Annotated in this window: 4 protein-coding genes; 2 read left to right on the forward strand and 2 right to left on the reverse strand. The window is 67.3% G+C overall.

What is annotated here, in order from left to right:
- Window positions 1-24: 24 nt before the first annotated feature.
- The gene (locus tag DLJ59_RS32540; RefSeq protein ID WP_124777863.1) at window positions 25-8,562 is read right to left on the reverse strand and encodes a golvesin C-terminal-like domain-containing protein; all 8,538 of its coding nucleotides are present in this window, start codon (window positions 8,560-8,562) and stop codon (window positions 25-27) included.
- A gap of 135 nt (window positions 8,563-8,697) precedes the next feature.
- Window positions 8,698-11,406 (reverse strand): MGH1-like glycoside hydrolase domain-containing protein, encoded by a 2,709-nt coding sequence (locus DLJ59_RS32545; protein WP_124777865.1) that lies wholly within the window; start codon window positions 11,404-11,406, stop codon window positions 8,698-8,700.
- Between the two features lie 42 nt (window positions 11,407-11,448).
- Between DLJ59_RS32545 and DLJ59_RS32550 the strand changes: the two genes are divergently transcribed.
- A complete protein-coding gene (locus DLJ59_RS32550) occupies window positions 11,449-13,392 on the forward strand; it encodes an amylo-alpha-1,6-glucosidase (RefSeq protein WP_124777867.1) in 1,944 nt (647 codons plus the stop codon).
- A 137-nt stretch (window positions 13,393-13,529) separates the two neighbouring features.
- A complete protein-coding gene (locus DLJ59_RS32555; protein WP_208648909.1) occupies window positions 13,530-14,864 on the forward strand; it encodes a glycosyltransferase family 4 protein in 1,335 nt (444 codons plus the stop codon).
- The last annotated feature ends 43 nt before the right edge of the window (window positions 14,865-14,907 follow it).

A 14,907-nucleotide genomic window follows, 5' to 3' on the forward strand; every position in this document is an offset into this window, starting at 1 on the left:
CGTCACGACATGATCTCGGACTGCCTACTTACCATCGAGAAATTGGTTGAACAGAAGGCCGCCCGGGTAAAGCTGGCCAGCCGTCCAGGCTCCCGCCTGAGCGGCAGATCCGGCAACGAAGTGATTGTACGGAGTGTCCCAGAACTTGGCTCCGGCCACGCGGGCCCCCGGTACCGCAGCGAACATTCCATCCATGAAGGCACCGGTGTACGTGTCAGCGTAGTCCGTCGCCGTGGCTGTCCCGGCCTTCTCCTTCTCCCGGAGGTTGTAGCCGCGTGACATGATGCTCGCCCCGGCGACGATCAGTGCCAGCCCGGTGCAGGCACCTGCGGAGATGATGATGCAGAGGCCCGCAGCCGCCAAGCCCACATATCCGCCGTACTTGTTCCACCAGTCGGCGGCGCCCGCGACGAGCTCCGAGTCCATGACCTGGTTGGCGACCTCCTTCGTGTTCTCCCAGGCCTCACCGGCTTCCTTCTTGACGTCCTCCCACGCGTCCTCCATCGCCGGCACGGCGGTCTCGTCCCACCACTCGGGAATGTCCTCGGTAACGAACTCCGGAACTGTGTTCGTGACGAATTCATCCGCCGCGTTGTAGGCGTCCTCCGCGCAGTCCCCCCAGGTAAGAGGATTCCAACTACACGACGAGTGACCGTCGATCTCGACCCGGGAGATCGGGTTACCCCCGGCGAACGCGTACCGGTTGGCGTTCCACGGGTCAAGGCCGAGCCGTTGATCGGCCAGAGCGCCGTTGTAGCTGTCTCGCGTCAGGAACCGGTTGAGGCCCGGGTCGTAGTTTCGGAAGCCCATGTCGTAGGTTCCCGAGCCACCACCCTGCACTCGCTTAGCGTTGTACCGGTAGGTGTTGTACGGCTCCTTGTCCGGGTTCGCGGGATCCGGCCTGTCGAGACCCGTGAACTGGGCCGTATCGTCGCTCCCGTAGGCGTTGTAGCCGTAGGTGGCCAGCGTGTCTCCGTTGCTCCCCGTCAACACCTCGACATCAGTGCGCGTGTTGTACCCGTAGTAGGCGTACTCCGTCGTGCCGCCCGCCTTGTGGGTGAGCTGCGCGAGCCGTTCGCCCCAGGGCGAGTAGTGGTAGGAACGCGTGATCGAGCCCGCCACCTCCTCGTCGATGACATCGCGCGACAGACCCAGGTAGTTGAAGGTGACGGTCTTCTCCTGGCCGGTGCCGGCGTTGGTCGTCTCGGTCCTGGTGCGATCCAGCGGATCGAACGTGTACTTGGTGACGGATGTGCTGGTCCGGTTCTCGATGATCCGATCGAAGCCGTCGTAGACATTCCGCTGGAGCAGCGTGCCACCGGAGGTGACGGTGTTCAGGCGGCCGAACGGATCGTAGTTGTACGAGGACGTGATCCCGGAGGTCGTCGACGTCAGCAACCGGTTTCGGTCGTAGTCGAACGTGGTGTTGACGCCACCGACCGACTGACTGACGACGTTGTTGTTGGCGTCATGGACGTAGTTCTCGGCGCCGGCACCGGTGCCGGTCTTGGTGACCGACGCGAGCCGGTCCCGCGGATCGTAGGTGTAGTCGTACTGCGTGCTCAGAGTCGCCGAATTGTCGTCGGCGTCCATCTTGGTCGTCGTATCGCGCTTGCGGTTCCCGTTGAGGTCATACTCCATGTGGTGGTCCGCGACCAGGTTGCCGCCGGCCGTTTTCTCAACCTGGGTCTTCGGCTGCCCGTCCAGGTAATACGTGTAGTTGACGAGGTTGCCGTTGCCCTTGACCTGCTGGAGTCGCTCCCCCCGGTCGGTGTACGTGAAGCTGGTCGTCTTCCTATCCGGATCGTTCGCGGACGCCCCGTTGACAACGGTCTCCACCAGGTCACGCGCCTCGTACGTGTATGCGGCATATTTTCGGTCGTGCCCGACCGTCAGCGGTGATCCGTTCTCGTTGTAGGTGAAGGACGTCGCGTTCTTCAGCGCGTCCGTCTTGTACTCGCGGACCTCCTCGACCTGGTTGAGGCCCGTGTAGGTCATTTCGTAGGCGTCGATCAGTGCGTCGAGGCTCTTGTCCTCGATCGTCGTCTGGTTGCCATTCGGATCGTAGTGGTATCGGTAGTCGACCTTCTCGTCGTCAGTCTCGCCCGAGTTGTCGCGGACCAGCTTGACCGCGTCGGCGACGACGGTTCCACCAGCCTCGTCGGTCAAAGTGACCTTGTGGCTGTTGCCTTCGGCGAAGCTGTACGAGCCGAGGCTGACCCACGTTCCCGTGTTGGTGGTTTGGTCGACCGTCTTCACTGCGTCCCCGCCGCCGTGCTTCACGGTGTATTTCGCGTCGGTGGCGGCGCCGGTGATCTCTGGGTAACGGGCGAACACCTCGTACGTACCGTTCTGCGGCACGTTGAGCTGCCAGGTGAAGGTGTTCGTCCCGGTCCCCGCCGGCCGGGTGGCGTAGTTGGGGCCGTGTTTCCCGGTCGCCGACGTCGCGGTGGTCCAGGTGCCGGCAGCCGTGACGTTGTTGAAATCGGAGTTGTCTACCAGGACCACGTGCTTGCCGACCGGTACGCCGTCGTCGGTGCGGGACGCGAGCTTGCCGTCCGGGAAGTATGACCAGGTCATCGTCCGGTTCGACGACCCACCCGCCGACGTCACCGTGCGCGCGGTCTGGGCACCGAGCTTGTTGTAGTCGTACGACGTGACGACGTCCCACGGGTCGCTGCTGGTCTTCGTCCAACCGTTGTCAAAGTAGCTGTAGGTCGTGTCGTTGCGGACCGACTCGCCCGCCGACGGCGGCACACTGACCTTCGCCAGCCGGCCCACATCGTCGTACTCGTATGTGGTGACATCTGCGGTCTTGTAGCGGGCATCGTCCTTGTCGTACGCGGTCCGGGTTTCCTTTACCCGGTTCAGTTCGTCGTAGACGGTGACCGTGGCGAAGTCGTCCGGGTCGTCGGTGCTCGCGACGCCTCGCGGAGTGATCAGTCGGGTCTGGTTGCCAACCTGGTCGTACTCGTACTTGGTGGTGCGATAGGTGATCGTCCCAGCCTCGTTCTTGTGCGGCACCTTGACCTCACTCGGCTTGCCCCGTGGGTCGAGAACGACCTCGGTGGTCTGACCGAGCTGATCGGTCGTGGCCTTCACCAGGCCATCACGATCGAACGTGGTGGTCGAGAACTTACCCAGAGCGTCCGTGGTCTTGATCAACCGATGCGCCCTGTCATAGTCGTACAGCGTTGTGTAATCGGTGGTCGACGTCGACGCGTTCTTCCGCGGGTCGATCACCTTTCTCACGTCGCCGACGTTGTCGTACTCGTAGGAGATCTTGTGGCCCTCGGCGTTCGTGACGTTGGTGACCTGGTAGATCTCGTCGTAGGCGTTGGTGGTGACGAAGTCACCGGTTGACGGCGTCAGGTTGCCCTTCGGCTCGGTGGTGGTGAGCAGGTTGCCAACCTTGTCGTAGGTGTAGGAGGTCCTTCGCTCCGGATCACCCATGACGTCGACCGGCGCCAGCGAGTAGCTGAGCTGGTCAGCCTTGTCGTAGGACGCCGTGGTGACGGCGCCGTTCGGGGCGAACGACTCGTAGACGTTGTCGTTCTCGTCGTACTTCGGAGCCGGCGTAGTGATGTAATCGCCGCCGGCCTGGTTGACCGGGGCCTTGTTCTCCAGCGGACGGCCGAACGTGTCGTACGTCTGGGTGGTGTCCTTGCTGTGGGCGTCAGTGACCTTCAGGACGTTGCCGCGGACGTCGTAGGCGAACGTCGTCGCCTTCGTCTTCGCGTCGATGATCTTTTGCGGGTAGCCGTTCGCGTCGAACAGGTCATTCTTCGTGGTGTTGCCGTTGGCGTCGGTCGCTGTCAGCATCTGGCCCCACGCGTCATACGTGTATGAGGTCCGGTAGTCGTCCGGATCTGACGTGGTGTTGCCGATCGGGTCGACCAACCACGCCAGGTCGCCGTCGGCCTCGTAGCCGAAGGTGTGCTTACGGCCCTCCGGGCTGGTCTTCTCCGTCAGGTCCGCGACATAGCCGTTGAGCTGGCGCTGGTAGGCCAGGACGGTGCCCGGCGTGCCGTTGGCGACGGCCTCGGCGTCCCTGGTCTCGGTCGGGTAACCGGTCTTGGCATCGTATGCCCAGGTGGAGACCGCACCGTTGGCCTCTTCCAGCCGGATGACGTTGTGGTCGTCGTCCCAGCCAAGCTTGGTGATCTCGGACTTGGCGTTGTTGGTCTGGACGGGCCGGCCATAACCGTCCATCTGGTACGCGGTCGTGTGGTTCTCCGCGTCCAGGACCGTGGCGTTGATGTTCTTGCCCTGCGAGCCATCCGGGTCTACGTAGCCGAACTGGGTCGGGTGGCCGAGCCGGTCGGAGTAGGACTTGGTCGTCCAGTGGAACGCGGGGTCGTCACCGGTCTGCGGGTAGTTGTAGACGAGGCCGGTGGCGTTGCCCCGCGGGTCGGTGACCTTCACCAGCTTGACGTTCTTGTTTCCCTGCGTCATGTCGTAGGCGAACTTGAACGTCTTCGGGTCGCCATTGGTCGACCCTGCACCGTCGATGAGCTCACCGAGCAGACCCTTGTCCGTGTAGGTGAAGGTGAGCTTGCGTCCCGAGATGTCGGTGATCTGCGAGACGTGATCGATGATGTGCGGGTTGGTCAGGTTGGTCGCCGACGCCTTGGCCCAGGTGGTGTCGTCGATGTAGGAGTAGCTCTGCCCCTTGGCGTAGTAGTCGATGGTCAACGTCTGCCGGCCGGTTGCGTCGGTCAGGTATCGCAGGAACTTGGTCGGCTTGTTGTTGGACTTACGCTCCTCGTAGGTGAAGCGCATCTCGTTGCCGTTGTTGTCCACCGCACTGGAGAGAAAGCCCTCGCAGTCGTAGTAGAACTGCGTGCGGTCCGGCTTGGTCAGCCGCCAGGCCCGCGGCTCCTGCGTGTTCGGCTTGCAGTCAAGACTGGTCACCTTTTCCAGGTACAGGTGGACGCCCTTGGGACTCTTCCACTCACTCGCCGCCGCGTCCCAGGTGAACCAGTGGCTGGTGCCGTCACCATCGGTCATGGTGACCTTGGTGGGGTTCGGGTTCGGGTGGAAGTCCAGCGGAGTGCCCAGGCGCATCATCGACGACGCCTGCAGCGACCAGCCGAACCCGGCGACACTGTCGGTGGTGTCCAGCGAGTTGTAGGACATCCGCACGAACGTCGACAGGCCACGCGACGGGTTGGTGAGGGCGTTGTACGACCAGACGGTGTTGCCGGCATACAGGTTGTTCATGAGGGTGCCGCCGGCGCCGGTGTTCTTCCCCGCGTACGAGTAGAACTTCTCCAGGCCAAGCTGGTCCGAAGTGGGCTCTTCGACCGCCACGTTCTGCGGCAGTGGCGTGATCGCCGGGACGGTTTCCGACAGCTTCCTACCGGTCAGCTTGTTGCGCAGGTCCCACTGCAGCACGTAGTCGGTGCGCTTGTTTCCCTCCGTCGACGACGGCGGGGTCTTCAGCTGCGCGGTCACGTCGACCGTGCCACCGGCCGGGATGCTCTCGGGCAGTGGCGTCTTCAGCTCGTAGGTGGCGTCGGCGCCGTCGGTGGTGCCGTCGGCCCGCTTCCAGTCGTACGCCAGCTCCCAGTCCGTCGGGTTCCAGGCGGCCAGGGTCGGGTTCGACAGGGTCACCGGCACGCTGTAGCTGCTGTTCGGCGTGGTCAGCTTCGGCGTGGCCGCCGCGTAGTAGGTCGACTCGGCGGTCTGCTCCAGGTAGGTGACCTCCAGCGTCGGGCGCAGCATCGGCTCGGCGCCTTCGGAGGACAGCAGCATCGCACGCGCCGTCTGGTTAGTCTCATCGCGCTGCCGCAACAGGAAACCCTTGTTGTCGGCGGGCGCGGCGAGCCAGCCCTTGACCGCGGGCGTGACGTTCCAGTTCTCCCACTCCGGATCGTTGGTGAACCCGTTGAAGCTCGCCTTCCAACTGGCGTCGTAGTCACCACCGCCGCCGGTGGTGAGCCACGGGGTGGTGCCGTTGCTGGTGCGCCAGGTCGCCTTGGTCTCATCGAACGCCGTCGTCAGTCTGTAGACGTCGACGTTCTCGTCAGTGTCGTCACCCGGGTAGAGGTAGGTGTTGTACATCCGCAGTTGCGCGTCGACCACCTGCGCGCTGCTCGGAATCCCGGCCAGGTCGGGGAACTTGACCAGACCGCGGGTGTCGCCGTAATAGGACGAGTTGTTGCCCGGGCTGACGTACGGGTCGCCGTCGTAGACGTCCACGTTCTCCGTCGGCCGTCCCGCCGACAGTGTCGTGTCGGTCTGACCGGTGCGGTAGATCCGGGTGATCCGGCCCGCCTTGGGCAGCATCGCCGCCTGTGTCGGACCGGCGAGCACCTGCCCGTCGCGGGTCTTCACCGCAATCATGTAGTAGTAAAATTTCCGGTCCATCGGGTCGGTGTTGTCGGCCGCCGTCGGCACCGCCGTGGTGTCCTGGTACGTCCGTGTGCCGGTGGAGACCGGGGCAATCAGTGTCGCCGCCGACGGGGAGAAGTTCTGGTGCACGCTACGGTGCACCTGGTACTCGACGATGTCGTCACCGGTCGACGTGGACGGATCGGCGTACCCCGGCCAGTCGAGTAGCGCACCCGTCGACGTGATCGTCGTCGGCGGCGCCACCGTCACACCCTGCCGGCCATACGTCACGACCAGCTTCGGCAGGTTGAAGTCCCGGCGATCATTGTTGTAGGCGTACTCCGAGGCTTCGTAGGTCGGCCCGCCGCGACCCTTGGTCGCCTCGTCGAGGGCCTTGACCATGAACCCGTAGTTCGCCGTGCCGTTGACCCACTCCTGCACCACGTTGCGCACCGGGAACGAGTTCCAGACGCTGGACTTGGCGTACTGCTTCACCGCGCCGGCCTTGGTGAACCGCACCGCGTCGGCGTTGGCGGACGTGCCCGGAACGCCGTTGAGTACCACCTTGCCGGTGGTGCCCGCGACGAACGGATGGGTTCCCAGCGTCAACCACTTGCCCGCGCTGGACGGCGTGGTCTGGTCGACGGTGTACTTCTTGGACCCGCCGGAGAAGTGCACCGTGTACGGAGCGTTCGTCGGTCGGTCGGAGGCACCCACGTAGTGGACCTCCACTTGGTAGTCGCCAGACTCGGTGATGGTCGGCACCCAGGTGTGGGTGTCCGTCGAAAGACTGCTGGCGTGGTACTTGTAGTCGCCGTTGATCGCCTTCGGCGTCAACGTGGTGTTCCCGGAGTACGGCCACGATCCAGTAACCGACGTACCGGCGTCGCCGTCGTCCTTGGTGACGGTGTTGGCCGCTGGCGCACCGGCGAGCTTGTCGCTCATGGTGCCCCACGTCGCGGTGTCTTCGGTCCAGTCCGCGGTCACCCGGTGCGCCTGCATCGGCACGTCGTAGGCCCAGTGGGTGTGGGTCTGCGAGTAGTACAGCTGAAGCTGGGCGTCGTCGATCGGCGTGTTGTCCGGGATCGTGTCCAGGTTGAACTTCAGCAACGAACGCCAGGTGGCCGCCGCGGTCGTGCCCACGTTCAACTGGTAGGTGTCGTTGTAGTTCGTGGTGGTGGCACCCGAATAGATCGCCACGTCCTGGGCGTCGTCCGGCACCGGTTGGATCTTGATGGTCGGGTCAATCACCACCGGGTAGACCCGGGCCGGGTCGGCCAGCCAAGCGGCGTCCGCGGACACCGTGACCGTCGTCTGCCCATACATTTGCTGCACACGCTGGGAGACCTTGTCACTCCACACCTTGCCGTGCGGCGATGACGCGTCGTCCTTGTCGTCGTACATGAACGGCGCCGGCATCACGAAGACCGGCTCGCCGCCGTCGCGGCCCAGAAACGCGATGGAGCCGTCCTGGCGCTGCTGCGCGGTAAGGCCGGCCGTGTCGAGGGTGAACGTGTACGACGCCGGCCCGGCGGGGGCCTTGCGCAGCACGATCTTCTCCTTGAGGGCGGTGGCGGTGACGTCGTAGACGACGTCCGCACCACCGGCCAGGTTCTTGTAGGTGACCGTCGAACCGGTGACCGTCGGGCTCACGCTCTTGGCGGCTCCGGCCAGGCCCAACTCGATGCTGCGGCCGTCCTGCTCGAAGCGGACCAGTTGCTTGGAGCTGTCACCGAAGAGGCTGGTGAAGGTGTTGGTCCGGTTGCTCTGGACGTAGCCCTTGTCGTTGGTGGGCTTGACTTTGGTGTCGATGGGTTGGAAGCGGCCCTTGGAATCCTTGTAGTGCAGCGGCACCGCCGAGATCTCCGCCTGGGTCCGCCCATCGGCGAGCTGGTAGACGCGGCTGTTCGCGGTGCGCTTGCCGGTCAGCTCCTTGACCCGCTTCTGCGGCGACCACACCTTGGCCGGCGGCGGTTTCTCGTGGACCGCCAACGCGGCGCTGACCGCCTCGGGCCTGGCCCGGTCCGATCCTCCGCCTCCGACCAGGCTTCCGGCGGCCTTACCGACCCGGGAGAGGAAACCGGCGTCCTCAACGGCGCTCGCCGTACGGTCCGCACGGTCCGTTGCGTCGGAATACCGGTCCGGTAGGACCTCCGTCCCGCCCAGCGTCGCCACCAGAACCAGCGCCAGCCCCCCGATCAGGGGACCCCGCAATCTCGTCTTCACCCGTTTCCCTCCGGTCTGCAGACAGACACGTCGGGTGGAGGTTAGGAACGGGTGATATACGGAGCGGCATCGCTCAGCTACTTTCCAGCAGCGACCCCCATTCGAGCGAGGGCTCGGGAAATCTCCACGAGGACGTCAGCGGCGCAGGGTGAGGATGAGGTCAGCGACCAGGGCTGTCCAGCCGGTCTGGTGCCACGCGCCCAGGCCGGCCCCGTTGTCACCGTGGAAGTACTCGGGGAAGGCGATCAGGTCCCGCCAGTCCGGGTGGGTCTGAAACAGCTGCGCAGCGCCGTAGATCGGGCGTCGACCCCAGTCGTCCTGGGTGAAGAGCGCGATCAGCCGGGCCGAGAGGTCGTCGGCGATCTCGTCCAGGGTGTGCTTCACGCCGGAGCGGGTCGGGTACTCCACCTGGAGGTCGTCGCCGAAGAACGCCGCGTAGTCCCGCAGCGCGCTGATCAGCAGGAAGTTCGTCGGCATCCAGATCGGACCGCGCCAGTTCGAGTTGCCGCCGAACAGTCCGCTGGTCGATTCGGCCGGCTCGTAGCCGACGGAGAACTCCTGCCCGCCGAGGGTGACCGAGAACGGCTTGTCCAGGTGTGCGCGGGACAGCGTCCGGAGGCCGAAGTCGGAGAGGAACTCGTCCGGGTCGAGCATCCGGGCGAGCAGCCGGACGACCTGCTCCGGGCCGACCATGGAGAGCAGTCGCTGCTGCCGGCCGTCCGGGCCCAGCCGGCGGACGCCGATCACCTGGGCGTACTCCGGTCGGTTGGTGAGGAACCAGCGCAACCGCGCGCCCAACTCGGGTATGCGGTGCAGGGTCTTCGCGGTGAGCCGGGTAGTCGCGGCCAACGGCAGCAGGCCGACGACGGAACGGACCTTCAGCGGCACCTTCGTGCCGTCGGCGAGGCGCAGCACGTCGTAGAAGAAGGCGTCCTCGTCGTCCCACAAACCCTGTTCGTACGCGGCGGCGGCGATGTAGGCGAAGTGCTCGAAGAACTTGGTGGCGGTGTCCACCCAGGTCCGGTCGTGTTCGGCGAGCACGATCGCCATGTCCAGCATGTTCAGCGCGTACATGGCCATCCAGCCGGTGCCGTCGGACTGCTCCAGCACACCGGCGACCGGCAGCGCCGCCGAGCGGTCGAACGGCCCGACGTTGTCGAGCCCGAGGAAGCCGCCCTCGAAGACGTTGTTGCCGCCGGTGTCCTTGCGGTTGACCCACCAGGTGAAGTTGAGCAGCAGCTTGTGCATCACCCGGGCCAGGAAGTCGTAGTCCCGGCCGCCGTCGATCTCGAACACCTTCAGCGCCGCCCACGCGTGCACCGGCGGGTTCACGTCACCGAACGCCCACTCGTACGCCGGGATCTGGCCGTTGGGGTGCAGGTACCACTCGCGCAGCAGGAGCAGCAGTTGGTCCTTGGCGAAGCCCGGGTCGACCCGGGCGATGCTCACGCAGTGGAAGGCCAGGTCCCAGGCCGCGTACCAGGGATATTCCCAGGGGTCGGGCATGGAGATGACGTCGAAGCTGGTCATGTGCCACCAGGCGCTGTTGCGACCGTGTCGACGCCCGGCCGGCGGCGGCGTCGAGCCCGGGTCGCCTTCGAGCCAGCGCTTGACGTCGAAGTGGTAGAACTGCTTGCCCCACATCAGACCGGCGATGGCCTGCCGGGCGACCAGCGCCTCGTCGGGGCTGGCGGCTGCCGGGATCACCCCGGCGAAGAAGCGGTTCGCTTCGGCCCGTCGCGCCCACACCACGGCCTCGAAGCCGTCGCTGAGGTCGGCCGGCGGCGGCGGCGCGGCGGCCGGGGGCGACGCGGTACGGGTGAGCCGCAGCCGGATCTGGCGCTGCTCGCCGGCCGGCACGTCGAGCACGTAGTGCAGCGCGCCCTTGGTGCCCTCCCGGGCCGGGTTGACCGTGGCCGCGCCGTTGACGACGTGGTCGTTGATGCCGTCCTTCGGGTACGGGGAGCGGCCGGGCAGGTCCCAGAGCCGTTCGGCGTTGGTGTCGTTGTCGCAGAGCAGCGGCACGGGGCCGCCGTCGCCCTCCAGCAGCAGTTGGCCGAGCACCCGGTGCTCGCCGACGAGCCGGGTGCCCTGGCCGGTCAACTGGGGGATCCGGTCGCCGCCGGGCAGACCCCAGGCCCAGGTGTTACGGAACCAGAGGGTGGGCAGGACGTGCAGGGTCGCCGCCTGGTCGCCCCGGTTGGCGACGGTCACCACCATGCACAGGTCGGTCGGGGACGCCTTGGCGTAGTCGACGGTCACCGCCCAGTACCGGTCGTCGTCGAAGATTCCGGTGTCCACCAGCTCGTACTCGGTGTCGTCGCGGCCGCGCAACGCGTTCACCGCGACGAGTTCGTCGTACGGGAAGGCGGCCTGCGGGTAGTGGTAGCGCCAACGCATCCAGGAGTGGGTGGGCGTGGAGTCCTCGTACCACCAGTACTCCTTGACGTCCTCGCCGTGGTTGCCGCCGTCGCCGCCGAGGCCGAACATCCGCTCCTTGAGGATCGGGTCCTTGCCGTTCCAGAGGGCGAGGGCGAAGGCGAAGGTTTGTCGTTCGTCGCAGACGCCGGCCATCCCGTCTTCATTCCACCGGTAGGCTCTGGACCGCGCGTGGTCGTGCGGGAAGTAGTCCCAGGCCGTACCGTGCTCGCTGTAGTCCTCCCGTACCGTCCCCCACGCCCGTTCGGACAGATAGGGACCCCATGCGCGCCAGTCCTGCTCCCCCGAGTCGGCCTGGGCGAGCCGGAGCCGCTCAGCGTCGGGTGGCGAGGCGTCGGAGGACGATCGGTCAGTGATCACGTGCACATCTTTGACGTCGCCGCGGTACTTGACCACAGCGGCCATTCTCGTCGTGGCGTGTTACACCCCGCCGCCGGTGGAGGAAAGTTGATCGACATTCACTTCGGCCCGCAGATCTGCGGCGATCTGACCAGCGCCGCCAGCCGGGAGTGGCTGGTCCCCGACGGCCTTGGTGGCTATGCGATGGGCACGGTCGGAGGGTTGCGGACCCGTCGCTACCACGGTCTGTTGGTGGTTCCCGGCGAAACGCCGGCGTCCCGTCAGGTGGGACTGGTCAGTCTCGATCCGGCGGTCACCCTGCCGTCCGGCGCGCGGGTGCGCCTCGGCGCGCACGAGTGGGCCTCCGGTGACGTGGACCCGCGCGGCTTCGAGCTGTTGGAGCGCTTCGACCTGGTCGACGGGCTGCCCCGGTGGCGGTGGCGGATCGGCGCGGTGGTGATCGAACGGGAGTTGGCCATGCTGCCCGGCCGCTCCTGCGTCGCGGTGGTGCACCGGCTGGTTGCCGGTGGTCCGGTCCGGCTGGAGCTGTCGGCCGCCTGCACCTGGCGGGACGCGCACGGCGAACGGCGGGCCGACGGCCCGATCCCGCAGGTCGAGGCGGTGGCCGACGGCGCGGTGGTCGAGGGCGCGTACCGGCTCGCCGGCCCGGGTTGGGCCCCCGAGGGGCAGTGGTGGCTGGGCGTGCACCACCGGGAGGAGGCCAACCGGGGTCTGCACCCGGACGAGGACCTCTGGTACGCGGGCCGCTTCTCCGGCGAGCTGGAACGCCCCGGCGACACGGTGTCGGTGCGGGCCTGGGCCGGTCGACTCGACGAGGAGCCGCCGCCGGCCACGGAGATCGTGGCGACGGCCCGACGGCGCAACCGGCAGGTGGTGGCGGCGGCGAAGCCGACCGACGACGTGGCGGCCACCCTGGCGTTGGCCGCGGACGCGTTCGTGGTGCGCACCAACCACGCGGCGGTGGACGTGGTGGCCGGGTACCCGTGGTTCGGGGCCTGGTCGCGGGACACGATGATCTCGTACGAGGGGTTGTTCCTCTGCACCGGCCGCGCCGACGAGGGGCGGGAACTGCTGCGGGCGTACGCGGCGACGCTGTCCGAGGGGATGCTCGCCAACACCGCCGACACGGGGCGGGTGGAGTACAACACCGTCGACGGCACGCTGTGGTTCCTGCACGCGGTGAGCCGGCACGTCAGCGTCACCGGCGACACCGACCTCGGCGACGAGTTGCTGCCCGCCCTGCGCACGGTGATCGACGCTCATGTCGCCGGCACCCGGTACGGGATCCGCGTCGACCCGACCGACGGGCTGCTCACCCAGGGCGCGGCGGGCACCGCGCTGACCTGGATGGATGCCCGGGTGTACGGGGTGCCGGTCACTCCGCGTACCGGTAAGCCGGTCGAGGTCAACGCGTTGTGGATCAACGGGTTGGCCGGGCTCGCGGAGCTGACCGAGCTGGCCGGGCAGAGCGCCGACGAGCTGTGGCGACACCACGGGCAGGCGACCGCCTCGTTCCGGGAGCGGTTCCCGACGCCGACCGGCTGGCTGCACGACGTGCTGGACGCGCCCGCACCGGCGTACCCGCTGGGTGGGGCGGCCCTGCACGACGACGACGCGTTGCGCCCCAACCAGTTGCTGGCCTGGTCGCTGCCGTACGCGCCGATGGAGCCGGACGAGGCGACGTTGCGGCGGATCGCGGACGGGCTGCTCACCCCGCTCGGGCCGCGCAGTCTCGTCCCGGACGCGACGGAGTTCGTGGGTCGGCACCGGGGTGGCCCGGCCGACCGGGACGGGGGCTACCACCAGGGCACGGTGTGGCCGTGGTTGCTCGGCCCGTACGTGGACGCCGCGCGCCGCGGCAAGATGTCCGTCGATGACGTGTTCGTTGGCATTGAGGCACATTTGATGGAATATGGGATAGGCTCGGTGAGCGAGACGGCCGATGGCCTCGCGCCGCACACCGCTACCGGGTGCCCGTTCCAGGCATGGTCGGTGGCCGAGCTGCTGCGGGTGCGGCGAAAGAGCCAGTAGCGCTTTACACGACCGCAACGGTGGTGTCGCCGCTGGTTATCGCGATCCCGGCAGGATTGGCCTCGATCCAGACGCGACGGCGACATCGATTCCGGTGTCGGTCGGCGCGCGCCCGGGGACAATTCAAAGGGGGCCGCATGTCACTCGATGCCCACGTGATCGACATCAACCCCGCCCGACAGCTGCGGGTGCTGATGCTCTCCTGGGAGTACCCGCCGGTGCTCGTCGGCGGTCTCGGCCGACACGTGCACGCCCTCTCCGTCGCCCTCGCCGCCGCCGGCCACGAGGTCACCGTCGTCACCCGCCACTCCGAGGGCGCACCCCTGGAGGAGTACGCCGACGGCGTCCGCATCCTGCGCGCCCCCGAAGACCCGGTCACCTTCCCCCTCGCCACCAACTCGCTGCTGGCCTGGACCATGGCCTTCAACCACACCCTCACCCGCACCGCCCTCCGCGCCACCGAGGCCGGTTCCTACGACGTCATCCACGCCCACGACTGGCTCGTCGCCCACACGGCCGTCACCCTCGCCGAGCACCTGGACCTCCCGCTGGTCACCACCATGCACGCCACCGAGGCCGGGCGGCACCAGGGCTGGCTGCCGGAGGAGATGAACCGCACCATCCACGGCGTCGAGCACTGGCTCAGCGGCTCCTCCATTCGGGTGATCACCTGTTCCGGATACATGCGTGAGCAGGTGACCACGCTCTTCGACGTACCGGCCGGCCAGGTCGACGTGGTGCCCAACGGGGTCGACGACCGCGCCTGGCGGGCCCGTCCCCGAGCGGTCGCGTCGGCGCGGGCACGGTTCGCCGGGGACGGCCCGTTGGTCGGGTACGCCGGACGGCTGGTCTACGAGAAGGGCGTCCAGCACCTGGTGCACGCCGTACCCCGACTGCGCGAACGGCATCCGGGGCTGCGCGTGGTGATCGCCGGCGACGGCCCGTACCGCACCGAGCTGGAGGCGGAGGCTCGGCGGCTGGCGCTGAGCTCGACCGTCCGGTTCACCGGGTTTCTCGACTCCACCCAACTGCCGGCGATGCTCGGCGCCACCGACGCGACAGTGGTCCCCAGCCTCTACGAGCCGTTCGGCATGGTGGCGCTGGAGGCGGCGGCCGCCGGAGCGCCACTGGCGGTGGCCCGGACCGGCGGTCTCGCCGAGATCGTCGAACCCGGCGTGACCGGGGTGACGTTCCCGCACAGCGACCCGGACGCGCTCGCCGGCGCGGTCGGCCAACTGCTCGGCGACGAGATCTTCGCCCGGCGGCTGGCCCGCCGGGCCCGCACCATGGTCGGTGAGCGGTACGGCTGGGCCACCATCGCGGGCCGCACCGCCGCCAGCTACGCCACCGCTCGTCGCGAACACGGCCCCGTGCAGGCCCGCCGCGCCGCGGCCCGACTGGCCGGCGGACGGCCCCGGATCGCCATCCCGGAGGGAAATCTGCTGACCCAGGCCGACCCCGCCGCGTGCTGACGTACGTCAGATGACCTATAGGTGACTTCCGATCCGCTGGTTA

Origin of the sequence: Micromonospora inaquosa (assembly GCF_003857055.1) — a bacterium.
GTDB classification, from domain to species: Bacteria; Actinomycetota; Actinomycetes; order Mycobacteriales; family Micromonosporaceae; genus Micromonospora; species Micromonospora inaquosa.

Bases quoted from the DNA above. Each gene is read 5' to 3' on its own strand.
- DLJ59_RS32545 (WP_124777865.1), bottom strand. From the start codon at position 11,406: ATGGCCGCTGTGGTCAAGTACCGCGGCGACGTCAAAGATGTGCACGTG.
- DLJ59_RS32555 (WP_208648909.1), top strand. From the start codon at position 13,530: ATGTCACTCGATGCCCACGTGATCGACATCAACCCCGCCCGACAGCTG.